Annotated in this window: 16 protein-coding genes; 2 read left to right on the forward strand and 14 right to left on the reverse strand. The window is 44.4% G+C overall.

Annotated features, from left to right (window positions below):
- Position 1: 1 nt before the first annotated feature.
- The 9 genes from BET10_RS10605 to BET10_RS21480 form a co-directional block, all read right to left on the reverse strand.
- Positions 2 to 10,069 carry a non-ribosomal peptide synthetase/type I polyketide synthase gene (locus tag BET10_RS10605; protein ID WP_240503673.1) on the reverse strand — a complete coding sequence of 3,356 codons (10,068 nt, stop codon included), beginning with the start codon at positions 10,067 to 10,069 and terminating at the stop codon, positions 2 to 4.
- An 878-nt stretch (positions 10,070 to 10,947) separates the two neighbouring features.
- Entirely contained in the window at positions 10,948 to 11,730 is a 783-nt protein-coding gene (locus BET10_RS10610; protein ID WP_070985517.1) for a sporulation protein, read from the reverse strand.
- Positions 11,731 to 11,922: 192 nt separating this feature from the next.
- Positions 11,923 to 13,386 carry a metallophosphoesterase gene (locus BET10_RS10615; protein ID WP_070985518.1) on the reverse strand — a complete coding sequence of 488 codons (1,464 nt, stop codon included), beginning with the start codon at positions 13,384 to 13,386 and terminating at the stop codon, positions 11,923 to 11,925.
- Positions 13,387 to 13,498: 112 nt separating this feature from the next.
- Positions 13,499 to 15,982: a S9 family peptidase gene (locus tag BET10_RS10620; protein ID WP_070985519.1), complete on the reverse strand. Its 2,484-nt coding sequence runs from the start codon at positions 15,980 to 15,982 to the stop codon at positions 13,499 to 13,501.
- Between the two features lie 235 nt (positions 15,983 to 16,217).
- Positions 16,218 to 17,150 carry a YeiH family protein gene (locus BET10_RS10625; protein ID WP_070985520.1) on the reverse strand — a complete coding sequence of 311 codons (933 nt, stop codon included), beginning with the start codon at positions 17,148 to 17,150 and terminating at the stop codon, positions 16,218 to 16,220.
- Between the two features lie 54 nt (positions 17,151 to 17,204).
- A complete protein-coding gene (locus BET10_RS10630; protein WP_070985521.1) occupies positions 17,205 to 18,353 on the reverse strand; it encodes a 5-(carboxyamino)imidazole ribonucleotide synthase in 1,149 nt (382 codons plus the stop codon).
- Between the two features lies 1 nt (position 18,354).
- The gene (gene purE, locus BET10_RS10635; RefSeq protein ID WP_070985522.1) at positions 18,355 to 18,837 is read right to left on the reverse strand and encodes a 5-(carboxyamino)imidazole ribonucleotide mutase; all 483 of its coding nucleotides are present in this window, start codon (positions 18,835 to 18,837) and stop codon (positions 18,355 to 18,357) included.
- A gap of 249 nt (positions 18,838 to 19,086) precedes the next feature.
- Positions 19,087 to 20,679 carry an ABC-F family ATPase gene (locus BET10_RS10640; RefSeq protein ID WP_083330504.1) on the reverse strand — a complete coding sequence of 531 codons (1,593 nt, stop codon included), beginning with the start codon at positions 20,677 to 20,679 and terminating at the stop codon, positions 19,087 to 19,089.
- A gap of 91 nt (positions 20,680 to 20,770) precedes the next feature.
- The gene (locus BET10_RS21480; RefSeq protein ID WP_170829133.1) at positions 20,771 to 20,941 is read right to left on the reverse strand and encodes a hypothetical protein; all 171 of its coding nucleotides are present in this window, start codon (positions 20,939 to 20,941) and stop codon (positions 20,771 to 20,773) included.
- 137 nt (positions 20,942 to 21,078) lie between these two features.
- On the opposite strand from BET10_RS21480, the gene BET10_RS10645 reads away from it, so the two are divergent.
- On the forward strand, positions 21,079 to 21,600 hold the full coding sequence (locus BET10_RS10645) for a TetR/AcrR family transcriptional regulator (RefSeq protein ID WP_070985524.1): 522 nt from the start codon (positions 21,079 to 21,081) through the stop codon (positions 21,598 to 21,600).
- Positions 21,601 to 21,633: 33 nt separating this feature from the next.
- On the opposite strand, the gene BET10_RS10650 is transcribed toward BET10_RS10645, so the two are convergent.
- On the reverse strand, positions 21,634 to 22,122 hold the full coding sequence (locus BET10_RS10650) for a GNAT family N-acetyltransferase (protein WP_070985525.1): 489 nt from the start codon (positions 22,120 to 22,122) through the stop codon (positions 21,634 to 21,636).
- Positions 22,123 to 22,200: 78 nt separating this feature from the next.
- Between BET10_RS10650 and BET10_RS10655 the strand changes: the two genes are divergently transcribed.
- A complete protein-coding gene (locus BET10_RS10655; protein WP_070985526.1) occupies positions 22,201 to 22,413 on the forward strand; it encodes a hypothetical protein in 213 nt (70 codons plus the stop codon).
- A gap of 23 nt (positions 22,414 to 22,436) precedes the next feature.
- Here BET10_RS10655 and bioD read toward each other — a convergent pair whose 3' ends face one another.
- From bioD to bioB, 4 genes are read right to left on the reverse strand one after another with little or no spacing between them, the layout of a single operon-like run.
- A complete protein-coding gene (bioD, locus tag BET10_RS10660; protein ID WP_070985527.1) occupies positions 22,437 to 23,120 on the reverse strand; it encodes a dethiobiotin synthase in 684 nt (227 codons plus the stop codon).
- The gene (locus BET10_RS10665; protein WP_070985528.1) at positions 23,117 to 23,905 is read right to left on the reverse strand and encodes a methyltransferase domain-containing protein; all 789 of its coding nucleotides are present in this window, start codon (positions 23,903 to 23,905) and stop codon (positions 23,117 to 23,119) included. The genes bioD and BET10_RS10665 overlap by 4 nt, the downstream gene beginning before the upstream one ends.
- Complete coding sequence (locus BET10_RS10670; RefSeq protein WP_070985529.1) at positions 23,902 to 25,041, reverse strand: aminotransferase class I/II-fold pyridoxal phosphate-dependent enzyme; 1,140 nt, start codon at positions 25,039 to 25,041, stop codon at positions 23,902 to 23,904. Before BET10_RS10670 ends, BET10_RS10665 begins: the two co-directional genes overlap by 4 nt.
- Positions 25,041 to 26,084 carry a biotin synthase BioB gene (gene bioB, locus BET10_RS10675; RefSeq protein WP_070985530.1) on the reverse strand — a complete coding sequence of 348 codons (1,044 nt, stop codon included), beginning with the start codon at positions 26,082 to 26,084 and terminating at the stop codon, positions 25,041 to 25,043. The genes BET10_RS10670 and bioB overlap by 1 nt, the downstream gene beginning before the upstream one ends.
- Positions 26,085 to 26,165 lie beyond the last annotated feature (81 nt).

A 26,165-nucleotide genomic window follows, 5' to 3' on the forward strand; every position in this document is an offset into this window, starting at 1 on the left:
ATTACAAGTCCATCTCCGTCATGGATTGATCCGCTAACGCGTCGCTGATATCACGGCCGCTTACCACATCGCTCACCTGCTGTACGTTCACAGAAGCACCTGCGGCAGCTCGTGCACTTAATAAATCATCAATACGCTGAGCCAGTTGCAAAATACTCGGGTAATCAAATACATCAGCAACCGTTATACGCACCCCAAACGCCGCGTTGATACTTGATACCAGTTGCATGGCAAGTACCGAATTACCACCGATGTCAAAAAAGCTCTGGGTGGTAGCTAGGGTTTCGCGCTGCAAAATGTTTGCATAGCATTGCAATAGCGTTTCTTCACTGGGGGTTTGTGGCAATCGCATCTCAACATCTTGCGCCTGCTGTACCTGTATCTCGGGTAACGCCTTCGTGTCGAGCTTGCCATTAGCCGTGGTTGGCCAATGTTCGAGCCAGCACAAGTATTCAGGCAGCATGTAGCTCGGTAAGTACTGTGCGAGCTGCTGACGCAGCATAGGTAACGTCCACTGTGATTGCTGTTCTTCGGACGCCAGACAATAAACGCACAGTGCGTTGTGACCGACGCTCAGCTCAACAATCAGTACCTTGATGTATGAACTGCTAAGCAGCTGAGAAATATGGTATTCAATTTCCCCGAGCTCGATACGATGTCCGTTGAGTTTGACCTGCTGATCGAGTCGCCCTTGTAGCTCGATACGACCATCTGCTAAACGCCTTGCTCTGTCACCTGTTTTGTAGATGCGTTGTTGAAGTTGTGCTGCAAAATCATGATTAACAAAACGCTCACTCGTAAGCGCCGCTCTGTTGAGGTAGCCCATAGCAACACCAGCGCCACCAATCCACAGCTCACCCCATACACCAATTGGTAATGGCAATGCCTGATCTTGAGCTTGCTCATCCATAACAAACAGGCTGGTATTCGCTATGCCGTCGCCTATGGTGATGCGTTGGGCATCAGTTATGTGGCTGACCGCTGACCAAATGGTTGTCTCTGTTGGCCCATACATATTCCAAAGCTCACCACCATTTTCCATAACCTGCCAAGCAAGCGCTTGATCTAATGGCTCTCCACCACACAAAACCTTTAACCCGTTGACGCAGCTAGGCTCGGTATTGAGTAGTAGTCGCCAAAGCGTTGGCGTTGCCTGCATGACGGAGATGTCATTGTTTTTGATAAGTGCAGTAATTGCCTGTGGGTCGCTGCAAACTTGCTCATTCGCAATGACCGTTGTGGCCCCAACCGTTAGCGGCAAAAACAGCTCAAGCATGGCGATATCAAACGCGATAGTGGTAACGGCAAACAGCTTATCGTTAGCGCTTATTCCAGGCTCAGCTTGCATAGCTCGAAGCAAGTTAACCAAACCACTATGGCTAATTTCAACGCCTTTTGGCCTACCTGTGGAGCCGGACGTGTAGATAACATACGCACGATGCGCAGGAGTTAAATCTACCGAACAAGGCGTGCTTTTTTGCGCTGCTATCAACTGCGCATCGTTGTCGATATCCGCTATGATGTAGTCGCTTTGCTGGATAACACTGTCAGCGCTTTGGCTGTCACATATCAACATGCTGACGGTAGCATCCTCAAGAATGTCTTTGATACGCGATTCTGGGTAAGCTAAGTCTAAAGGTAAGTAAGCAGCCCCAAGCTTCATAACCGCCAGCAAAGTGATCAGTAATTCATTGCGTCTTGGCAACGCTATGGCGATTAGTTGCCTCTCCGATACACCTTTTTGCGCCAGATAATGAGCCATTTGATTAACTCGCTCATCAAGCTCCTGATAATTCAGGCTCTGTAGCTCGCTTTGTAATGCTATGTGCTTGGGAAAACGTGTTACAGCTTTATCAAAGTCACTGATAACACTGCTATTGCTTGGGAGCTTATGTTGACCGTGTTGCAATGGCGCAAGCAACACCGAATGATATTCCTGTTTGCCAAGTAATGAACAAGTCCTGCTCGACAAAGCATCATCACATTGTAATTCACATAGCAGTGACATCAGGCTTTGCACATGGCACTCAACCATATCTCGTTCAAATTTGCCTTGGTTGAACTCTATGTGTAATGACCATTGTTGCTCGATACAAACTAGATTGCAGCTCAGTTCAAATTGTCCATATTGAGCCGAACTACTTATATCTTGAGTCATCAAACCAGTAAAATCAGGCAAGCTCTGTACTTTGTCTAAATTAAACAATGTAGCTGGTAAATTAACCGCTTGCTGAGTGAGTGCCGAATACGGATAGTGTTGATGTTCAAACGCATCAAGCAGTTGAGCTTGAACAGTTTTTATCAATATTCCAACGTCTTGGCATGCACCTACATTCACTGAGATAGGCAAAATATTGGTGCAATACCCTACAAGCGCTTGGTCTAGTAACGCAGAGTCACGCCTCCCTGCTAGCAATTGTCTGTCTGATACGGGAATAGCCACAGTAACAACGGATTCTGTACTGAGTTTGTGCAGCCACAACATGTATATCGCAAGCAAACTTGCAAATTGACCACAGCCTTGGCGTTTGGCCAATGTAGCAATGTTATTGATAGCATCACTGCCAACTATGTAGTTTAAGCTATCTACCGCATAGTGTGTTGTTTGAATGTTGTTAGCACTTTTTGGTAAAGACACACTTGGACAATCCGCCAATTGTTTTCGCCAATACTGCTCATCTGCCGTAAAACTTGGTGATGCACGATACTCTTCCAAGGCTTCAACATAATCACTAAAGTGTACGACTTGCTGGCTAGTTGCTGCGAAAGGTTGGCAATAAAACTTGGCGATATACTCAAGCAACTGCGCCATTGCAATGCCATCAAACAACAAGTGATGGGCAACCACACTTAAATAGTGGGTGTTTTCATCAGTTGCAATTAATGTAAAACGACATAAGCCTGAGCGCTCAAAATCAAACGGCCTATAGCGCAGCGTTTGCAATTGTTCGTCAATTTTATCTCCCTGGCCGAGTTCAATAACGTCAAGTTGTGGTGTTTGCTTTTCCAATCTCTGATGACACAGCTTGTCGGTATTTACACCATAATTGAGGATCGGCACAGTGTGATATACCTGAGCGACTGCATTTTGAAGCTGTGCTTTATCAAGCTTACCTTGAAGCATGAGTGTCGCTTGCAGGTGATACGCTTTAGCGCCCTCTTCACTGCGAAGGGCCAAAGCAAGCAACTGTTGCTGAGCTTCGGTGAGCGCAAACTCGTTAACACCAGCGGATGTTAGCGTGGCTATCGGCCCGAAATACCCCGCTTGTTGAAGCGCCAATACGCTGTCTTTTACCGCTTGGATGATAGCCTCTACATCGGCATCGCTGTGAGCATCACTTAAGAAACAATTACGGCCTTCCCAAATAAACACCCCACGGTTAAGCATTTCATAGAAAAACACATCCAAGTTTTGGTTAAATCTGAAACGGAACAAAGACGCGAACGACTCAATACTAATGGGGATATTTTTAGATTCAAAAAATGTGTTCAGCGTTTGTTTTAAATACGTGGTCTTTTCAGTGATTTGCTCCTGACATTGTGCGCCGCGCTTTTTAATTTCACTCAGTACCGCTTTTGCGCTCGCCATCGCCAATGGGTGTTTGCAGAATGTACCCGCAAAGAACGTGGTATCAACTTGTGGATATGACTGGTCGCCATATTGCCAAGCCCCCCCATCAATACAATCTAAGTATTGTGCACTGCCTGCAACCACACCAATGGGCATTCCGCCGCCAACAATCTTGCCATAGGTCGCCATATCAGCCTGAATTCCGAGCAATGCTTGTACCCCACCTGGGTGTGCTCTAAAGCCGGTGATCATTTCATCGAAAATTAAGGCTATTCCCAACTCTTTGGTCAATGCTCGTAGCTGATGTAAAAACGCCCAAGGCTGCAGTTCAGGGTGACGACTTTGCACAGGCTCCACCAACACCGCAGCGATAGAATCCGCTTGAGCACGAATAACGTCCAAAGCATGTTCGCTGCCGTAATCAAGCACTAAATTATCTGCAATGGCCCCATGGCGTACACCTGAACACATTGGCTCAACATCATCACCAGCCGGCGTTGGATGGGCTAGCGTGCCATCATAATGGCCATGATAAGCGCCATTAAACTGAACAATTTTGTCTTTTTTGCTGTGGGTACGGGCTAAACGAACCGCAGTCATCACCGCCTCGGTTCCCGAGTTACAAAATGTAACCCGCTCTAAAGCAGTCAGCTCACTGATAAGCTTAGCCACATCGCAGGCCAAAGGACTTGCCAAGCCCAGCTGTAACCCCGAGTCGATTTGTTCGTACATCGCCTGAGTGATAAATTCCGGTTTGTGACCGAACAGGTTAACCCCAAAGTCCATGGTAATATCAATATATTCATTGTCATCGATATCCCAAATACGCGCACCTTGGCAGCGTTTTCCAAACACTGGGTACAGCATTTCCTTACTCGACAACCTAAACCCTGCCGAAGCTCGGCAATCTGCTAGATGTGAACGGTGCTCGCCAACCAGTTGTTTTGAGCTAGAGGTTTTTTCGCAATAGCTTTTTGCCAACTGCGCTTGATAACTTTTGCTAACCTCGCCGCTTTGCTGTGCACTTAGCTGTTTTGATGCAAAACCTGGCAGCACACTGGTGCTTTGTGGGCGTACCGAAGCGGCGATTTTCGAAACTTTGAGCTTTGCAGTTGCTAGATTTGTCGTTTGCATCTCTGTAGAAGCCGTTTGTGTGAGCGCAAAACCCTGCAACATTTGTAGTTGTCTAGCGCTTACAGCATCAACACTTAACCTTGCCTGCTCTGAGGTAACGCTTGCCGCAGCCTGCAATTGCTCTTTACAGATTGCTGTCAAAATTTGTTCGTTTACAGCATGCGTCGAATTGTTACTCGCTGCGGTAATGTCGTTATGACTCTGTGCAACTACCTCTGTTGGTGCCGACAGTTCTGGCGTACTTTGATAGTCGCTGTGGCGTTCGATGTAATCGACTAAGCGCTCGACTGTACTTAACTCTTCATAAAACTGCCTAACACTGAACTCTAACGAAAACTCTTTTTCATAAGTTCTAACCGCCTGCATGATCATCAAAGAGTCCACGCCCATTTCCAACAAAGGCTGCTGAGTATCAATATCAGTTACAGGCATAGATAACAGCGATGACAACGTATTGAGAACGAACCCGCTGATAACCTCATGGCGTGACTGCGTAGAACCTTGAGGTTGCACTTGTGAGTCAACAACCTCGTAATTGGATGAATCCCCCACAACCCAAAAGCGCGATTTAGCAAATGGATAGCTAGGAATGGGTTGTCTTTGTACATCACAAGCGGGGTATATTGTGGACCAGTTAAGATCCACGCCAAGTTCAAACGCACGAGCAATAGCCGCGCCGTAGCGCTCAAATCCATCACCTTTGGGATGTAAAACACTAATGTATTCGCAATTTGCTCTTGGCAGGTTTTCTTGAACTATGGTGCTAAGTACAGGTTTTGGTCCTACCTCGACTAAACAGCAATATTCAAGCGATGCTAGATGTGTGAGCGCTTTAGCAAACCGAACAGGCTGGGTTATCTGCTCGACCCAATATGCTGGCTGACACAATGCTTCGTGTTCGCTCTGCCCTGTTACGCTCGATATAAACTCGTAACGTGGCGGTGCATAATTCAACGTTTCGGCAACGGCTTTAAAATCTGCAAGCATAGGTTGCATCAACGGAGAATGAAAGGCCCGCGCCGTGTTCAATGCCTTATATTTTATGCTTCGCTGCGTTAGTTGCTCACTAATTTTCTGTATGGCTTCATCGCTACCAGAGAACACCACTCCACTTTCACCGTGATAGGCCGAAATGGCAGCTTCTTGACTAAAAGGTTTAATTAACTCTTCAGCCAGCGACTCTTCGCAACGGGCTGACACCATACTCCCTGTTGCTTCAAGTTGCTGCATAAGTTGCGCGCGTGCACTTATGAGCTTAATCGCATCTGCCAGTGAGAACACACCTGCAATACAGGCTGCTGCGTATTCCCCCACACTATGGCCGACTAGCTTGTCTGGCGTCACTCCTAAGCTTATCCAAAGCTCACACAGTGCATATTCAATGGCAAAAATAGCAACCTGAGTCCACTTAGTTTGATCTAACAGTTCATCTGTCTCATCACCATACAACACATCCAACAGGCGCTCACCGAGCTTGTCAGACAACAGCGCATCACATTTGTCTATCGCCGCTTTAAACACGGGCTGCGTATCATAAAGCGCCTTGCCCATCGCGTGGTACTGTGCGCCCTGCCCAGTAAACAAAAAGACAAGGTCTGGTTTGTTAGCACTATCTTTTGATGCTTGGTGTACGCCTTGTTTTAAGTTCTTAAGTAATTGCGTACGCGATGTTGCATACACTCCAGCCCTGAAGCCTTTTATAAAAGGCCTATGCGCTACGGTATAAATTAAAGCATCAAACTGTTCGTTACTGAGGGTGCTTAATGTTTGTGCGTATTTATCGATGAGTTTTGCAAGTGATGCTTCAGATTTGGCTGACAACGGCAAAATATAAGGCGTGTTTGTTGCTGATAAATCCAACTTGGCAGCCTTTTGCACAGGTGCTTCACTTAAGATCACATGGGCGTTAGTACCACCAAATCCAAATGAACTAACCCCTGCCATTGCTGCCTTGCCTGGGTGTTCAGGCCAAGCAGTAAGCTCACTTTTTACCGTCAGCGACATTTTATCCCACGCGATATGAGGATTAAGTTGCTCTACGTATCTTTGCCCAGGGATTTGTTTATTTTCTAAACACAGTAACGCCTTGATAAGCCCAGCAATACCCGCACCAGATTCTAAATGACCAATATTGGCTTTTGTTGAGCCGAGTATGAGCGGCTGAGAAGTGGTTTTATGAACACCATATGTTTTATTTAGCGCAGAGACCTCAATAGGGTCTCCAAGCTCTGTACCCGTACCATGAGTTTCGACATACTGGACATCGCCACCTGAAACAAGCGCATTTTCCAAAGCTGCATTGATCACTTTTTGCTGGGCACCGCTATTAGGCGCTGTTAAGCCATTGCTGCGACCATCTTGATTGACTGCACTGCCTTTAAGTACACCGTAGATTGGGTCATTGTCTTTTACAGCCTGAGCCAAAGGTTTTAATAAAACACTCCCTACCCCTTCGCTTCGTACATAACCATTGGCGCTTTGTGAGAAAGTTTTGCAATGTCCGTCGGCTGAGAGCATCTGTGCGCTTTCACAAGCATCAGTCACCTCATTACTTAAGATCAAATTGACACCAGATACCAACGCCAGTGGGATTTCGTTATTACGTATCGCTTGCATCGCTTGATGTAAAGCCACCAAAGACGACGAGCACGCCGTATCGACAGCGACACTCGGACCTGTAAAGTTGTAGGTGTATGACAAACGATTAGCAGCAATGCTTAGCGCCGTCCCCGTGCCTAAATAAGGGTTTTCTGACAGAGCTTGTCGTGACAATAGAAAGTAGTCATTTTGTGATATACCAACATACACCCCCACATTTTCGCCCGCTAATTCCTCCGGTCGATAGCCCGCCGCTTCCATAGCATGATAAGTGGTCTCAAGTAGTATTCTGTGCTGGGGGTCGATAAATTTCGCTTCGCTTGGGGAGAGCGCAAACATCGCGGGATCAAAGCAATCGACTTCGTCCAGATAGCCGCCCATACGATGTGCATCCAATTGCTGACACAATGAAAGGCGCTCTACAGAGGGTTTGCTGATGGCGTCAACCTTATCAACCAGTAACTGCCAATACGCAGCTAAGCCCTCTGCCTGTGGATAGCGACATGCCATACCGATGACGGCAATATCACCCTGTGCATCGTCAGATATGTTTTGTTGCTTTGCTGGTTGAGTGATATCTGACTTAGCCGTTTCATTTTCACTTTTTACTTGCCTGTCAGAGTTTTGGAATGCCTGTTGTATCGACTCAAATTCGCAAAGGTATTGCGTCAGCTGCGCAATACTTGGGTATTCATATAACACTGTGGCTTCAAGTTCTATGTTATGAATTTCCATTAATTCACCGGAAATACGCACAGCTTTCATAGAATCAATACCCAACGACTGAAACGTTGCATCAATATCAAGAGACTTAGGGTCTTTATCCACCTCAAACGCTATCACCTCTTTTAGCACCTTTTGCACTGCATCTCGCATTGCTTTGCTAGCGCTTGCGCCGTTGACGGAAACTGACGATGTGTTGGCCTGTGTATGCGGTATATCACGGCTTCGAGCCACGGGCTCGAAGCCGTTATTTAGATAGTGGCGTTTATTTTCTTGCCGTTGAATCTTACCACTAGAGGTTTTTAACACTCTTCCTGGTTTAATAAGTACAAGCTCATAAGGGGTAATGCCATGCTGCTCGATGATAGCTTGAGTCACCGCTGCAAATATTTGCTGTGCATCGAGCTTTCTAAGTGCTGTGCGCTTAACCTGTTGCACAACCACCAACCCTTGATCACCATTATCGGTCGTTATCGAAAATGCTGCGCCTCCGTTGTTATCTAGCGCATCGTGTGCTTCTGTAACAGTCAGCTCTATATCCTGCGGATAATAATTTTTCCCTCTGAAAATCAGCACATCCTTGCAACGACCAGTCACATAAAGCTCTTCTTGATACATAAATCCAAGATCGCCAGTACGCAAATATGGGCCATCATGCTCATCAGCAATAAAGGCATTAAAGGTTTCTTCGGTTGCTTGCTCGTTTTGCCAATACCCTTTGGCAACACTTGCCCCTTTTACCCATATTTCACCGATTTCACCTTCGTCGCAGCGCAGCTTTGATTCTGGGTTAACAATAACAATCGTGTGATTTTGCCAGCTCACGCCACAAGATATAGCATGGTATGCTTGTTCGTTATCCTCAGCCTGCAAATCGTAAAAAGGCTGTTCTTGTTGATACTGCTCGGCTAACACCGCCTTACCTTGGTGCATTTGCTCCGCATCGAGTTTTAGCACCTTGGTCAGCTGTGACAGGCGTCCACCTGTGGCAAATAATGTGGTTTCAGCCATGCCATAACATGGGGAAATGCTCTGACGCGTTAAGCCACAACGTTTAAATTTTTGATAAAAGCGCTCAAGCGTACTGGCTCGAACAGGCTCAGCGCCATTGAGCGCACAGCGCCAGTGTGATAAATCTAGTGTAGCGAGTTCTTCATCTTTAACCGTATCAACGCACAAATCATACGCGAAATTAGGCGCACTGGAGGTCAAAGCCTTTGTTTCGCTAAGTAATTTCAACCAACGCACTGGTTTTTGCAAAAAGTAAGTTGGATTCATCAATGCTGCAGGTGCACCGATATAGATTGGATGCATGATCCCAAAGATAAGGCCCATGTCATGAAAGTGCGGGAGCCAACTCACAATCGGCGTGTTTTCATTGTGGCCAAATGCAAGCTTCATCATTTCTTCGTTATCAATGATATTCGCGTGGTCGACCATCACGCCTTTTGGGTTACCAGTAGAACCTGATGTATATTGCAAAAAGGCAAGATCGCTACCTTTAATGTCAATGTCTTGCCATGCAAGTGGTTCAACAAGCTCGCTATTTCGCACATCAGTTGTGAAAATGGGTAATGCGGTCAAGCTTGGTTCAGACTCAAAAAGCGGTCTTGCGATGTCGTTGATCCTACTTGTGGTCAATGCACCTGTGGCGCCAGCATCTACTATGATGCTACGCAGCCTATCAATATTTTGATTTTTCTTCGGAGGGTACGCTGGAACCGCAACAACACCCGCATATAAACAGGCAAAGAATGCTTCAACAAACTCAAAACCCGAGTTGTAAAGCAGCAAGGCTCGGTCGCCTTTTTTAAAGTGGATCTTTAATTGTGATGCAATCTCTCTTACATTTTGGTCTAACTGTGCGTAGGTAAGGGTTTTACTTGCTTGCTCATCTTCGAAGAAATATTGATATGCGACATCATCGCCACGCGTTTTAGCCAATGAAACTAAAGACGCCACTATGTTTGTATTCATTCCATGCCCATCAACGATAAGTACCGTATTACCACATAGATCACTGTGGCTACCGCCAAGTGACATCAATGGCAACACCGCACATTTACGATCTTACAATTGATAAAAATCAACTAATTCATTTAGATCAACAAATGCATATATGCAAAACATCCATTGAGTGCTAACTAAGAATAATCAGAGAAAGTGTTCTCTAATCAACTGCTTCTTATTACTACAACTACTTCAATCAACACATAAAACTATCGTGCTAATTACAATATTTGCTAAGCAGAAATCGTAAATCTCGTATTAAACAGCTACGGCACCACAAACAATTTCAAAAAACTTAACGGTCTAAAAAATTACCTATTAGAACAGAATGTTACCACACCCAGAAAACTAATAAAGAAATAAATACAAAAAATTAACACAAAGAACACCTTTGTGCATTTAATTTACCTTTGTATAGTATAAAATCACTAAGATTAGGTAAATTACAGCGTCTTACACGGTAGTTATACCAGCCGTCCGTGTTGATCACACCACTTGTAAAAATAATCAAATTTCGCCATCAACCAGCTTTAGCCGTTGTTTTTAGAAAAGTGTAGCCTAACTATATTATTTTGCTTAGCTTATTTCAGGCTTATGAAATTTTTAATAATTTGATATTGAAGATCGGCGATGCGCGTGTAGACGTTTTTTAGTTTTTAAGAGATTGCCGTAATCATGTGACAATTAATGTACTTTGACTTTTTTGAACGTGTAGATTTTCTAACTATGAGGGAGTCTTGTTGAGCGTTTAATGTTATCAAAGCTGACCTATAGGGTACTAAGTGAAAACCCGCTATTAAATTAGGTAACCTGAACTCGGGATGCAGAAATAAACATAAGCATAGTGCGATAGCATGCAGCTTATCCGAGTTCAGGTTAGGCAAGTCCGCCGATTAGTTTGATGCCTTAATCTAGCAGTGCTGTTCTAATAAGTGGTTTATCATATCTGCCAAGTGTGGGAGATCATCACTGCTGATGAGTAATCTAGCTTTTGACTCATCCAAGTCCATCGCTTCTTTGAAGAACCCAACTAATCCTCTGGCTTTACGATCAATTTCAAAAATGATTTCCAATTGTTCACCTCGATTAAAAAATACTACCTCGACTTCGTCGAAGTGACCATGAAATTGACCACCAATGGTTTTAAATTCTAGTTCTTGCACAAACGGAAGCTTTGCAAAAGACATTGAATCGATACCTTCACAGTCAGCCTCATACAACTTAAAACCAAGGCTTTCTAACGTATCAATAACCGCCTGTTGTAGCGTATTTGGCACCACGTGCACATAGTCTTTATCTGACTTATCAAGCGCCATATCTATATCGAGATTGGTCTCTAACCAAGTTTTAGAGTGACCAACAGTAAGTGGCGTATCCTCAGAAAGCGCCAATACAAAGGGAAATTCCTTGTGCTGTTCGCTCTCAATTGTAAACTTCTCGTCCAACACAAAACGCGCCAAAGTGTACTCTCTCACTTCAGTGACAACATCATCATTTTCTGTTTCAACTTCAACGGTATAATTACATACCACATCTAGGTCAATTTTATTGATTTCCTGTGCAACACTACCACCAACGACTTTAATAACCCCAGTTAATTCATCTCCCGGAGCTGCTTGGTGGTGATCTAATACTGCATCTATCTTCGCGGCGCCAATACCAACGCTACTTAAGACTTTTTTAAAAAACGACATATTCATCCTTCTATATTCAAAATACCGTGTATGTGGGTCTACCTTCTCGTAAGGTATTGTCATATAGCAAAGTTTAAAGCGCAACAAGACATGGGATAAGCTTTGAATACATTATGTTTAAGCGTATCAAATTCAACAATAAATATTTTTATATCCATGATTGTTGCGCTATTCACCTTAGATCATTAAGGATTAATTAGCTTTATCGCATACAGGTAGCCCTTGCTTGGCACTTTCTAGGCTACATGTAATAAATACAGCGCCTTGCGTATCTATGAACTCACCTGTCCATTGTTTTGTATTAGCGACTTTTGTCAACGAAAGGTAGCCAAACTTACCCTGCGTATTGGTCATTGCCTGCTGCGAATCGATAGTAGCAGTCACACTTTCGTTACCACTGTCGCTGCTCAAACTAACGCCACTATTGCCCACAACGATTTGCGGTGGTCTTCGACTGTTCTGCTCAAATGTAACCGACTGATAAATATGCATGTGACCGGATAGAGACAATGCCACTTGAGAAGGCAGTACACCTTGTTTCGTTTTAGCGAGTGCGGTTTGCAGTTGAATATTAAGCGTATCCAAAGGTGTGGCGCTATTAAGTCCCCATATGGGTCTGTGAGTCATCATCCAAGTTGCATTGTCAGAATCAGCAAAGGTGTTTAGTTGTTCAAACTGTGCTGTATATTGTGCGGTTAAATCATTTGTAGCCAGCTCATCACAGGCGTTAGCAGAGTCGAATACCCATAAGTTCAAATCATCCAGCTCTAAGCCATAGGGTTCTATCATGGCAATATGAGGCGCGGCAGTTTTTGGCGGGTTATTATAATCCCCTTGATCTGGACAAGCCTGTTGCGTAACAGAGTCTTCAAATTGCGCCCCGGGTCCAAAAAAGTAAAACCACCCCACCCCAGCTCTTGAGCATAGTTCATGGTTTCCTCTTGCAAACACCCAAGGTGCGGTCGCCATTAATTTGCTAGCAGGTTCAAAAAAATCTACCTTCCAACTGTTCCAGCTGTCTGGTCTGGGGCTATTGTTGGCGTTTTGACTGTAGTAGGTAGTTTCAAGCCCACATGTTGGCCCCCCATACCCTCCATCACCTGCGTCATATGCATACGTGTCTGCGCTGATGCTGCCTGAAGTGCCACGATAGTTAAAATCACCCATGTGCAATATAAGATCTTTGCTGCTTTGTGAAGCTAGATCCGCCAGTGTTTTGAACGGCTCGGCAGGTGTGTTGTCGCACACTTTTTCCTTGCACCCAGTGTCACCAAACACTTGAATGTGCTTCGGCGCGAGTGTCGTTTCAGCAAGACGCAAGGTACTACCCTGCACTGTGTAACTCGTATTTGGCGCTAATACAGCCTCACATACAGTCACAGGAAATAACGTTACATCAGGCCTAAAGTTTCGCCTTTTGGTTCGAATAATCCGTCCATCATCACCCTGTAAGGCTGGGCAGGACTTGTCATCATTCAACACCTGCGGGACAACAACCCGTCCATATATTAAGGTCTGTCCAATCTTTCCAGGTGCCAGCATGGCATAAGCTGCCACGGGGGTTGTATCTTGGTTAGATGCTGATGGTTGGTTGTTACTTTGTTCCATGCAGCCAAGTAAAAAAGATGAGGTGATAATTAGTGTGGGTAATCGCATCGCAGCATTCCTTTAATAAAATCTCGTATAGAGTCTAATATACAATGCCATTTTCACACGCTTTTGTATAAAAAACGCCAGCTTATATGCTGGCGTTAAGATCATTCATTGTTTAAAGGTTCTCTTTAAACAGCTTGTGAATGCGTCGGTATTCATCCAACCAACTCGATGGCTGTCTAAAACCATGCGGCTCTACTGGATAAATTGCGGTTTCAAAACCCGTTTTCTCAAGTTCTATCAAGCGCTGTACAAGACGAACAACATCTTGGAAGAACACATTGTCATCCAACATAGGGGCGTTGATCAGCAACTCGTTTTTTAAGCCCTCTGCAAAGTAAATTGGCGAACTGCGCTCATAGGCGATTGGGTCAACATCTGGATGGTTCAAAATATTCGATGTATAACCGCGATTGTAATACGCCCAATCTGTTACAGGTCTTATCGCGGCTCCAGCTTTGAATAAATCGGGTTGAGTAAACAACCCCATAAAGGTCATGAAACCGCCGTACGATCCACCGTAAGTTCCCACGGCTTGTTGGTCAACATTGGCATTCTCAACCATCCATTTTACACCATCGGCCAAATCTTCAACTTCTGGCTTACCCATATGGCGATATATTGCGGTACGCCAATCACGGCCATAGCCTTTTGACGCTCTATAGTCCATATCCATGACCACATATCCCTCGCTTGCTAGCAGTGAGTGGAACATAAACTCCCTAAAGTAAACTGACCAACCCATGTGAGAGTTTTGCAGATAGCCTGCACCGTGATTGAAGATAACCGCTTTGCGCTTTTTATCCTGTTCCCCCTCCACATAGTCTGCAGGGTAATACACCTTGGCATACACTGGCTGTTCACCATGGCTCGAAGGAACGGCAACAATTTTTGGCGCTATCAGCTTCTTCTCTAAAAACGCCTCGGACACCGTGTTTGTCACACGTGTAGCTGTCGCATTTGGCGCCACTTTTGACACATATAACTCTTGCGGCATCATGATTTTAGAATGAGTAAGTAAAAGCTGGCTTTCATCTGGGCTTAAGCTGTAATCCGTCATGCCATCTAAGTTGGTGAGCTGTACGCGTTGGTTCGTTTGGGTATTTACACGGTAGATTTCATACAACCCAGGATGCTCAATATTTGCCTTAAAATAGATGTGATTGTCATCTTTACTCAAGGTCAGATCTGAAACAACATATTGGCCTTTGGTCAGTTGTTTAGCTTTGCCCTGTAACGGCTTAGTATAGATGTGGCTATAGCCACTTTGCTCTGATAAGTAATACAGCGTATCGCTGTTATTAAACCAACCAAAGTCATTATGGGCGTAGTTTATCCAGGCATCATCATGTAAACGATGCTGCGACACAAGCGCTTGCTTCGCAAAGTCAATTGTTGCTATCCAGCGGTCTTTGTTATCCCATGCTTCAAGCATCAATGCTACCTGCTCACCCGTGCTGTTCCACTGTATCGCGTCTTGCCCTCTTTGGCGTAGCAGGTTGATATCTCTGGGCTGCTTTTTAGACTCATACTTTTTGCCATCACGAGCTGCGTTTTCTTTTTTAACCGCAGCAAGTACATCTTCGTCAAAACCAGGCAAAGTGTCATATGCCAATGTGGTATGTGTCTGTTTTAATAGATCGATAAAGACGACTTCTGAAGAGTGACTTTTCGCATCTGCGACCTTGCGTCGGGCTGGCACAGATTCTATGTGTCCATCTTGGCTAACATAGTTTGGCATGATATCGCCCTCATCTCGCCAAGTGCGCTTATCACCAATAACCGCTATTAGCTTGTCACCTTTTGGAGAGAGGCTGACTTCAAAAAGTTGCTTTCCTTTGCCAAGGTAGATGTGATTGTCGGCAAGCGTGCTATTTTGTGCTTTAAGTTGCTCTGTACGTGTTTGCTTATCCGCTTTATTTTTGTGTTGTAACGCAACAAACTCTATTAACTTGTGCTGTTCTTTCGCAATATAGCTACTGGGTTCTTTTAAACCGGCAGGCTCATCACTCAAGTGCAACTTAACAAGTTCCACAGAGCGCCCGGTCGCTAAGTCAATTTTATAGAAGGTGTTATCGATACGATAAGATAATTCACCTGTGAGTAAAAATTGTAGGCTAGACTCACGCTCTGAACTATGGGTTAGCTGCGTGATTGCGCCACTAGCAATGGTTTTTAAGAATATATTCCCTTCAAAGGTGTAGGCCTGATATTTACCGTCTTTAGAGTAAATTGCATCGTCAGCGCCGATGGTATGTAGCTGGCTAAGTTGAACTTGGTTTGGCGTAAAGCCACTGATTGTATCAACAGTAACAGAGAAGGTATCCCTAAGTTCATTACCTTGTTGCTTGCGCTCAAAAATTACCGTCTTGCTATCAGCTGCCCAAAAGGCGCTTTCTGGCTGTCGACCCAGCCAATCAGGGTGCGCCATAGCTTGCTCAAGTGTGATATTCTCGCCACCAAAATCTACAGGTGTTGCAACTACAGGCTGAAAGTTTTGTTTTGTTTCGCTGCTTTTTGCAGCTTGATGAGTCGTTTGACAACCCGTGAGCAGTAAACTTGATGCCACGGCAATCGAAAGGATTGATTGTTTGATCATAGCGCTTCTTATTGATTGTAATATTGTTACCATTAAATCAAATGTGGCGTGGAAATTCATGTAATTTAAGATTAATGACCGAGTTTCGAGACAAAAAAAAGGCCAGTAAGTGATACTGGCCAAATACTCTCTGCGCTCACATAGTCGTTGATGGACAACGATTATGAAATGAGGCCTATCCACGCCTCAAAGTATAGGACTACAGAAACATAAAACAGTTCAAAAAAATTCGTAATTATTGTATTAAACCGTCAAGAATGAGTAGTAACAGCACCGCACTAACGATGACCCATAGCACGATTGCCATGGCAAAAACTCGCCAACCAGTTTGTTTTATAACTGCTTTTGATACCCCTGCGCCAATCAAAAATAAGGTTGCAACTAATACATGCTTTGCACCGATGTATAGCGTCTGCCATAGTTCATTAAAATGAGGAAAATAGCTGTTACACAGCGCAGCCAATAAAAAGCCAAAAATAAAAAGTGGAATGCTGGCACGCTCTTCACTGCGCCAAAATACACCTGCCGCCGCTGTATACGGAATGATCCACATGGCGCGAGTCAGTTTTATCGTCGTGGCAATACCAACCGCCACAGGGCCATATGTAGCTGCAGCCGCCACCACACTACTGGTATCATGTATTGCCAATGCTGCCCACAGTGCAAATTGCTCATCACTGAGCATAAGTGCACGTCCAAGCCATGGAAATAACACTAATCCAATCGCGTTAAGAGAAAACACCACGGCTAGTGCCACTGCTATTTCATGTTGTTTGGCTTTTATCACCGGCGCCATAGCAGCTATGGCACTGCCTCCACAAATGGCAGTACCAAAAGAAATAAGCACCCCGGTATTGCGATTGAGTCGAAATGCCTGTGTAAGGATTTCTCCCAAGCCAATGATGGCTGTTATGCTAACAATGGTTAAAACCAATGAGCTGCGACCAACTTCAATGATTTCTTGGATATTAACGTTGAAACCAAGGCCTATCACCGCTACTTTCAGCAACCATTTACTCCACAGGTTACTGAGCTGCTCAAATGGGTTGCCCAAAAGCCAAGCAAAGCCAACACCAAGCCCCAATGCCAAAGTTGGGCTAACAAAAGGCGCAAAGCTTAATATAAATAAGCCAATAAAGACGTATTGAACAGCTTGTATTGGGAGCATAGCGACATCACTATTTATAAAAAAAACCGAGCAAAAAGCTCGGTTTCATGTTACTTAAGCGCCAATTAAACTGCACGCGGTGGCTTTAACGCCGGGATAATCTTGTTCGGGCAAAATCGCAGCTAACTCATCCAAGCGCTCACCCAATTGCTTGAGATCTTTACCTGAAACATTGATATGGCCCATCTTACGACCTGGTTTGGCCGCTTTGGAGTACCAATGACTGGTGGTGTCAGGCACCGCGAGTACTGAATGTGCAATTGCAGGCTGCCCTAACACATTGATCATCGCCGTAGGCCTTAGCAATTCTGTTGAACCTAGTGGTAAACCTGCCACGGCACGCATATGATTTTCAAACTGGCTCACATGGCACCCTTGTTGCGTCCAGTGTCCCGAGTTATGAACGCGCGGCGCAATTTCATTCACCAGCAAGGTGCCTTGCACATCAAAAAACTCAATTGCCAATACACCAACATAATCCAAGGCATTTGCTATGGCATTAAATGCATCTTGTGCTTGCTGCTCAATTTCGTGTTTCTCTTTGCCAGCAATAGACAGGGTCAACACGCCATTTGTATGTTGATTTTCTGTCAGTGGATAGGTTTTACACTGTCCTTGCTTATCTCTTACACCTATGATTGACACTTCACGGTCAAAAGGGATCATTTTCTCAGCAATGATAGAATGCGGTGCATGCTCTGTACCAGAGGCGATAAACTCAGCCATTTCTGACCAAATCTGTTCCACATCATTTTGGCTTTTAACACGCCATTGGCCTTTACCGTCGTAGCCTGCCTGACAGGTTTTTACAACCAGAGGCATACCTAAACGCTCAATCGCACTCAAAAAGTGACTCTTTTGTGTGATCAACTGATAAGGTGCACAAGCAACTTTGGCTTTATCTAGCAGTGCTTTTTCTTTTGCTCTGTCACCACCTGTTGCGATAGCCTCAGCACCTGGGTAAAACTTGCCACTTTGCGCGCACAGCGTCAGTACATCATGTGGGATGTGCTCAAACTCCGCTGTAATGGCATGGCTTCGAGAAATAGCGTGTTCCAGTGTAAAATCTGTTGTTACAAAAGTTACTGGATCAATTACCTGCTTTGATCCTACATCATACGCAAGCACATGTAGGTCTAAATGAGTAGCAGATAAACTCATCATGCGAGCAAGTTGCCCCGCTCCTAAAACAAGAATATTCATATTACTCAGCAGGGTTTGGGTTGGCTAACACAGTCTCTGTTTGTTCTTTGCGGAACGCTTCAACTTTGGCAAAAATCTCTGGTTGCTGACAACCGAGGATCTGTGCAGCTAACAAACCCGCGTTTGCAGCACCTGCATCACCAATTGCCAAAGTACCAACCGCTACGCCTTTTGGCATTTGGCAAATTGATAGCAGTGAGTCTACGCCATTAAGTGTTTTTGATTTAACTGGTACACCTAGTACTGGCAGGCTAGTAAACGCCGCAGCCATACCAGGTAAGTGCGCAGCGCCGCCGGCACCGGCAATAATCACTTTGATACCACGCTGTGCAGCACTTGAGGCATAGTCAGCTAATAGTTGAGGAGTACGGTGTGCTGAAACAACTTTTGTTTCGTATTCGATGCCAAATTTGTCCAACATATCTGCTGCGTGCGCCATAGTAGGCCAATCTGACTTTGAACCCATGATAATGCCAACCGTCATAATAAATCCTCGGTGTTAAGTTAAACGATACAGTAACGATACGTCATTTTGAGCAATAATTGGGGTACTCAATATGACCTAAATTTTTGCGCGCTATTATACCTAATCAGCCACGTAATACCATTATTTTAAGGCTGGTCAACACCGCCTATGTGTTGCGATGTCACTGCGTACTGATTTCGGTTTAGCACATTTTATAAATTAAAAATAAATAAAAAAACCGCGCTGTTGGCGCGGTTTTCTCGAGTATTACTTAGCTTGCTCTTGGGTCGCTAAATATTCTTCATAGGTGCCTCTGAAATCAATAACCTTACCGTCTTTGATCTCCCACACTCTGGTGGCAAGCGAAGATACAAACTGTCTATCGTGAGAAACGAAGAACAAAGTGCCTTCGTATTGTTCCAACGCTAAGTTAAGCGCTTCAATAGATTCCATATCCATGTGGTTGGTAGGTTCATCCATAAGCAAAATATTATGCTTATGCATCATTAACTTACCAAATAACATACGACCCTGTTCACCACCTGATAGCACCTTTACAGACTTTTTAATGTCATTTTGTGAGAACAACATACGACCAAGGTAACTGCGCACCACCTGCTCATCATCGCCTTCTTGTTGCCATTGTTCCATCCATTGAAACACATTGAGGTCTTTTTCAAATTCATCGGCATGGTCTTGCGCGTAGTAACCAATGTTGGCATTTTCAGACCATTTAAACTCCCCTGATTTGGGTGCCAAGCGCCCTGCTAGGGTATTTAGCAAAGTTGTTTTACCCACACCGTTTTCACCGATAACCGCAATGCGTTCACCCACTTCAACTAACGCGTCCACACCCGAAAACAAGGTGTTCTCAAAACCCTGAGATAGGCCACCGATCTCCAATGCATTACGGAATAGTTGCTTTGATTGCTCAAAACGAATAAATGGTGACTGACGAGATGATGCTTTCACTTCATCAAGCTGGATTTTATCAATTTGCTTAGCACGTGATGTTGCTTGTTTTGCCTTAGAGGCATTTGCTGAGAATCGCGACACAAACTGCTGTAACTCAGCAATCTGCGCTTTCTTCTTAGCATTTTCGTTCAGTAACTTTTCACGGGCCTGCGTTGCAGCAAACATGTATTCGTCATAGTTACCCGGATAAACGCGTAACTCACCGTAGTCTATGTCAGCCATGTGCGTACATACAGAGTTTAGGAAGTGACGATCGTGCGAGATGATCAACATGGTGCAATCACGCTGGTTCAATACATCTTCAAGCCATTTAATGGTGTAAATATCCAAGTTGTTGGTTGGTTCGTCCAACAGCATGATATCAGGGTCTGCAAATAGCACTTGCGCAAGTAGCACGCGCAGTTTAAAACCCGGCGCAATTTCAGACATTGGGCCATAGTGCTGTTCAGTAGGGATACCCACGCCAAGTAGCAACTCACCCGCTTTTGACTCTGCTGAGTAGCCATCCATTTCGGCAAATTCAGTTTCTAGGTCAGCGACCTTCATGCCATCTTCTTCACTCATTTCTGGCAAAGCGTAGATGCGATCACGTTCAGCTTTGATGGCCCACAGCTCTTTATGGCCCATAATTACCGTATCAATAACACTGTATTGTTCGTACGCGAACTGATCCTGATTCAGCTTAGCCAAACGGGTGTTTGGAGATACACTGACATTACCAGTGCTAGGTTCAAGTTCACCACCAAGGATTTTCATGAAGGTAGACTTACCACAACCGTTTGCTCCGATCAGACCATAGCGGTTGCCGTCGCCGAATTTTACTGAAATATTCTCAAAAAGAGGTTTTGCACCAAACTGCATGGTGACATTAGCTGCGCTTAAAATAGTGGGCTCCTAGGAAGTTGTCTAAGCCTAAAAACCCAATTTTAAACTAATCTGCGCTGTAAAACTACGTAAGTTCTACGGGTTTGTTTGCCTAGTAATCATCAAGGGCCAGTTTGATATGATATATAAACGCCTTCGGCCCCATGATCAGCAGTAAAATTGCCAAGCCTCCAGGGATCAACACAGCTTTAAGTACAGGCCCCAAGATGTAGCTGTAAAAAACAATAAATGGTAAAAACAACACATAGCCCAAAAAATTCATATTACACCTTCCATAATGATAAGAAACCCAAAATTGAGCATGCTCATTATTATTTATGAGCACGCTCAATTTCAAGTGTTTTGGGTATTTTTTTATCGTTATGTTATGCTCTTCAACTCTAACTATTTGGTAATGAAATGAATAAAAAAACATCAACCAAACATAAAATACTACAGGCCAGTTGGCAGCTTTTTAATGAACAAGGTTTTGCGCAAACTACTACGCGACAAATATCTCAACTGGCAGGTGTTGCCACAGGCACTGTTTTTTCTCACTTTCCTACCAAGTTAGATATTCTCAAAACTGCTATGCACGATAAAATCGAGGATACACTCGCCCAAGCCGCACAATCTGAAAAGCTCCACACTCCACGCCTGAGGCTTAGGCACTATGCTAAATTTCTATATCAATTTTACTTAAGCAATAGAGAGTTTAGTAAGGAGCTTATCGGTGGTATTTTGTGGCAGCACGACTATTTCAGTAAGCAGCTGGAAGCGTTCAAGCATACCCTATTCGAAGGTCAACCCTATGACTCATATAAAGCCGATATCATGATGGACTGTTATTTCATGACTTTGATTGTAGGTTTGAACGATGAGCATTCGGATGTTGATTCACTGGTACGTTTGCTCAGTAATAAGCTACAATCAATCCAATAGTAAGATGTGTTCTAGAAGCGCTATTTAGTATGGTTAGGCAGTTAATAATTTGCGATATAAATTGTCAGATTGTTTGCTAAATCCCAATTTCAATAGTAATTTTGCTGAGCGCTCGTTGTTTTCATCAAGGTGCGCAAACACACTGATATCAGAAGATATATTTAACAATTGACCGATGTTTGCCAGTATGCACTGAACAGCTTCACTCATATAACCATGCCGCCAATGGGCACTGGCCAACTCAAAACCAATGTTTACGCTTTGCTTATCAGCATCAAAGTCATATAACCCAACAGTGCCAAGCAATAGCCCTTGAGCATTGGTAATCGCCATGCGGCACCCCAACCCTAAGTAGCCCTGCTCCAAGTCCCATTGGATCAAGTCTTTTATCTGCTCATGAGATAAAGACTCACCATAATCGTTGTATTGGGCAACCAGTGGGTCGTTTAGAACACTATACAATGCCAATGCGTCTTTATGGGTAATAGACTTGAGGACAAGCCTTGGTGTGGTAAAACGCATTGTTGGTAGGTCCTGATTGGCAATTTGCCAAAATAGTATAAACTAGCAGGCAAAAATAAGTCTAACGTGGAGTGCTGTATGTCAGACGAATTTAAAGTTATTCCTCCAACTACCAAGGTGCTGTGCCCTGAGCGCGGTGAAGGTTGGACCTTAACAGGGATCACAGGTATTCATGAACACACATCAGTAATGTTCAATGGTGTTCGTTACACCATTGCCGCCAAAGAAATCGTCGAGCATTTACTACCCAATTATTTAAAACAGCATGGCGAAAACGCATCAACTGAGTAGCATATAGGCCAACATGTGTTGGCCTATAAATGAATACCAAATAAATCCGTTAATGCCGCGTAAATTTGTAATTTTGCTTTTTCTTCACTGTAAGGCGCAACCGCAAGTAACGGCGCATCAATACGTTTACGAAGGCTTTCAAGGTTTTCGTCAAAATTAGCCATGTTCGGGTCAACTTGGTTTGCAACCCAGCCAACACACTTTACACCTTGTGCTTTTAAAGCATGAGTGGTCAATATAGCGTGATTTAAACACCCCAACTTCATCCCGACAACTAAGATCACAGGCAGTTGTTCTTCTTGTACCCAATCACACAAGTATTGGCTATCGTTGATCGGTAAAGCCCAACCACCAGCGCCCTCCACCAAGGTGAACTCAGCACCTAGTTTTGCAAGCTCATGATAGTGATGACTCAGCTCGTCTAGGGTGATTTCTATACCTGCTTGCTGGGCCGCAATGTGTGGTGCAATCGGTGGCGCTAAGCAAATTGGGTTTATTTGCTCGTATTTGCCATGTACGTTGGCTGACTCCATAAGCGTTAGTGCGTCATCATTCACTAGCTGACCAAATGCCTCTTCAGCGCCTGCGGCGATGGGCTTAAAGCCAATCGCTTGGCGCTTGTGCTGTGCTAAAAACTTTAGCAGCAGTGCTGTGATATGGGTTTTACCCACTTCGGTATCTGTACCAGTAATAAAAAATGCACTCATAGCTTGATAAGCTCCATAATTGCGACCTCGTAACTTACCACGGCCTGTTCGTTCTCAAGCGGATAACCAGACAACAACTGGCCAAATCGTTTTTTACCCATTAAGCCGCTTGGTTTACCATCTCGTGACTGGATTTGGTTGGCACCGATATGTTTTACCGATTTAAACGCCTCTTTGGGCGTTGCAAAGCGGTCTTTCAAACAAACCTGTTGTGCTGTTTTAACCTCAAAGCCTGCACTGGTTGCAAACTGTTGCAGCTGCTCAAGGTTAAGAAATTGATTTACATGACAGCGGCTATCTAACATTTGCCACGCTTGTGCAATCTCCTTGAGTGACCCATCTAACACGCTAGACATAACCAATTGAGCACCGGGTTTGCACACGCGGCTCAACTCTTTAAATAACTGCGCGGGTGAGCTGCTCCACTGTATCGCAAAATTTGAAAATACCGCAGAGATACTCTTTTCTTGCAAGGGTAAACGGTCCATATCTGCACATATGCGCCATGCGTCGCTATGGCCCTGCTGTAACATACCATGACTTAAATCCATATTCACAACATGGGACGCATGTCGTGCAAGACTATCATGATGTAATAAAGGCCCAGCTCCTAAATCCAATAGGCAATCATGACCACTTTGCAGCATTGTAAAAAGTTGTTTGGCGGCTTGCTGTTGCACTCTTGCGTGATGCTGGTAACACTGTGCAGCTTTTGAGAACCTGTGTGCAGTGCTTTGCTTGAGGCTCGAGGAAGCAAGTTGCACATCTTGTAATATTGCATTCATAGCAAACCCTCAAGTTGCTGGACCAGAAAACGAATATCATCGTGCGTATGTGCCGCGGTCAACGTGATCCTCAACCGAGCAGTGTTAGCCGGTACGGTTGGTGGGCGAATTGCACCAAGCCAAATGCCCTTTTGTTGTAACGCACGCTGCGCATTGAGAACATTTTCAGCGCTCCCTAACACAACAGGCTGGATAGCGGTATCCGACGACATCAAAGCGATGCTCGCTTGCTCTGCCAGCGATTTAAACAAGGTGATATTTTCATTCAACTTCGCTCGTTCATTATCAGCTTTCACTAGACGCTCTAGTTGAAAACGAGCAGCATCTACCATCAAAGGTGACATCGAGGTCGAATAGATATAATCGCGGTTGTACTGCAACATATAATCAGCCACAGCTTTGCTAGTCAGTACTGCTGCACCTTGGCTAGCCATGGCTTTTCCGAAGGTGATCACCAGTATTTCTGGTTTCTCGTGATAGCGCTCACAAGAGCCTAAACCATGCTCCCCAACCACCCCAAAAGCGTGCGCATCATCTAACATCAACCATGCATTATGTTGCTGCTTGAGCTTAAACAAAGCTTCCAGTGGTGCTTTGTCGCCATCCATTGAAAACACACCTTCGCTGATAATAAGCTTATTGCTTGCTGCTGATTTTTCTAATCGAGAACGCAAGTGGCCCATATCATTGTGATTGAAGCGGATATGCTTTGCGGTGCTTTGCAAAGCACCATCAATTAAGCTGGCATGGTTAAGTTTATCTTGAAAAATAGCACAGTTTTGCAGTGGCGCGCTGTCATTAAACAACGCTTTTAATACGCTGGAGTTAGCGCTAAAGCCGGTGCTAAATAGCAGCGCAGACTCATAGCCGAGTAACTCGCACAATCTATCTTCCAGCTGCTTGTGTACTTGCTGATAGCCCGTGACCAAGGCTGAGCTTCTGCTGCCCGTGGTACCGTGATTACCCTCTAAACTTTGATCAGCAAGCCCTAGATAATCGTTGCTGGCAAAATTTAAATATGACTTGCCAGCAATCGTTATACTGCGCGCATTGCTATGCTGAACCAATACCCTACTTCTAAGTAAAGTTTGCTCTTTACGCGCAGCTAAGCTTTGTTGTATATACTCAAACGCCATTAATTTGCTTCGTAAAACAGCTCAGAAGTTGCTTTGTCCGCAATGGCTGACGAGAGCGATGCTTCGTACGCTTCATCTGAATAATCGTGACGCTCTTCAGGTTTCATGCCTAGCTTTTTAAGCAGGTTCATATCCGCATCTGCTTCAGGATTCTCAGTAGTTAGCAATTTATCGCCATAAAAGATTGAGTTTGCGCCCGCGAAAAAGCACATTGACTGCATCTGTTCATTCATTGCTGTACGCCCCGCTGACAAACGAACATAACTTTTTGGCATCATAATACGTGCAACAGCGATAGTACGAATAAACTCGAAATGATCTAAATCTTCAACATCCTCCAACGGCGTGCCTTTGACTTTAACCAACATGTTGATTGGCACACTTTCAGGTTGTTGTGGTAGGTTTGCAAGTTGCATTAACAGACCAAAACGGTCCGCTGCTTGCTCGCCCATACCAACAATACCACCTGAACATACTTTCATGCCTGCATCACGTACGTTATCAATGGTATCTAAACGGTCTTGATAAGTTCGAGTTGTGATGATTTGCTGGTAGTACTCAGGAGACGTATCTAGGTTATGGTTGTAGTAATCCAGACCCGCATCTTTAAGCGCATGGGCCTTATCATTGTCTAGCATGCCAAGTGTCATACAGGTTTCTAAGCCTAGATCTTTTACTTCGCGCACCATCTTTTCTATGTATGGCATATCTCTGTCTTTTGGGTCTGACCACGCAGCGCCCATACAAAAACGCGTTGCGCCTTTTTGTTTTGCTAAACGCGCTTGCTCAACTACCTTTTCAACTTCCATCAAGCGCTCACGCTCTAGATCCGTTTTATAATACCCTGACTGTGGACAATATTTACAATCTTCTGGGCAAGCACCTGTTTTAATAGATAACAGTGTCGAGATCTGCACTTCGTTGGGGTTAAAGTTCTCACGGTGAATGCTGGCCGCTTTAAATAGCAAATCATTAAACGGCATTTCAAATAGTGCTTTTACTTCTTCATGAGTCCAATCGTGACGAACTGTGGCCATTGTTATTTTCTCTTTTATTGTAAAACATCACTGCTTAAAAATGATGCAGTTAACTTGACGGTGATTGGCTTAGTCTACTTTCTGGCG

The sequence above is a fragment of the Pseudoalteromonas amylolytica genome (genome assembly GCF_001854605.1).
GTDB lineage: Bacteria > Pseudomonadota > Gammaproteobacteria > Enterobacterales > Alteromonadaceae > Pseudoalteromonas > Pseudoalteromonas amylolytica.

Coding starts and splice junctions, on each gene's coding strand:
- BET10_RS10605 (WP_240503673.1), bottom strand. CDS start 10,069: ATGTCACTTGGCGGTAGCCACAGTGATCTATGTGGTAATACGGTACTT.
- BET10_RS10610 (WP_070985517.1), bottom strand. CDS start 11,730: ATGTCGTTTTTTAAAAAAGTCTTAAGTAGCGTTGGTATTGGCGCCGCG.
- BET10_RS10615 (WP_070985518.1), bottom strand. CDS start 13,386: ATGCGATTACCCACACTAATTATCACCTCATCTTTTTTACTTGGCTGC.
- BET10_RS10620 (WP_070985519.1), bottom strand. CDS start 15,982: ATGATCAAACAATCAATCCTTTCGATTGCCGTGGCATCAAGTTTACTG.
- BET10_RS10625 (WP_070985520.1), bottom strand. CDS start 17,150: ATGCTCCCAATACAAGCTGTTCAATACGTCTTTATTGGCTTATTTATA.
- BET10_RS10630 (WP_070985521.1), bottom strand. CDS start 18,353: ATGAATATTCTTGTTTTAGGAGCGGGGCAACTTGCTCGCATGATGAGT.
- purE (WP_070985522.1), bottom strand. CDS start 18,837: ATGACGGTTGGCATTATCATGGGTTCAAAGTCAGATTGGCCTACTATG.
- BET10_RS21480 (WP_170829133.1), bottom strand. CDS start 20,941: ATGAATTTTTTGGGCTATGTGTTGTTTTTACCATTTATTGTTTTTTAC.
- BET10_RS10645 (WP_070985524.1), top strand. CDS start 21,079: ATGAATAAAAAAACATCAACCAAACATAAAATACTACAGGCCAGTTGG.
- BET10_RS10650 (WP_070985525.1), bottom strand. CDS start 22,122: ATGCGTTTTACCACACCAAGGCTTGTCCTCAAGTCTATTACCCATAAA.
- BET10_RS10655 (WP_070985526.1), top strand. CDS start 22,201: ATGTCAGACGAATTTAAAGTTATTCCTCCAACTACCAAGGTGCTGTGC.
- bioD (WP_070985527.1), bottom strand. CDS start 23,120: ATGAGTGCATTTTTTATTACTGGTACAGATACCGAAGTGGGTAAAACC.
- BET10_RS10665 (WP_070985528.1), bottom strand. CDS start 23,905: ATGAATGCAATATTACAAGATGTGCAACTTGCTTCCTCGAGCCTCAAG.
- BET10_RS10670 (WP_070985529.1), bottom strand. CDS start 25,041: ATGGCGTTTGAGTATATACAACAAAGCTTAGCTGCGCGTAAAGAGCAA.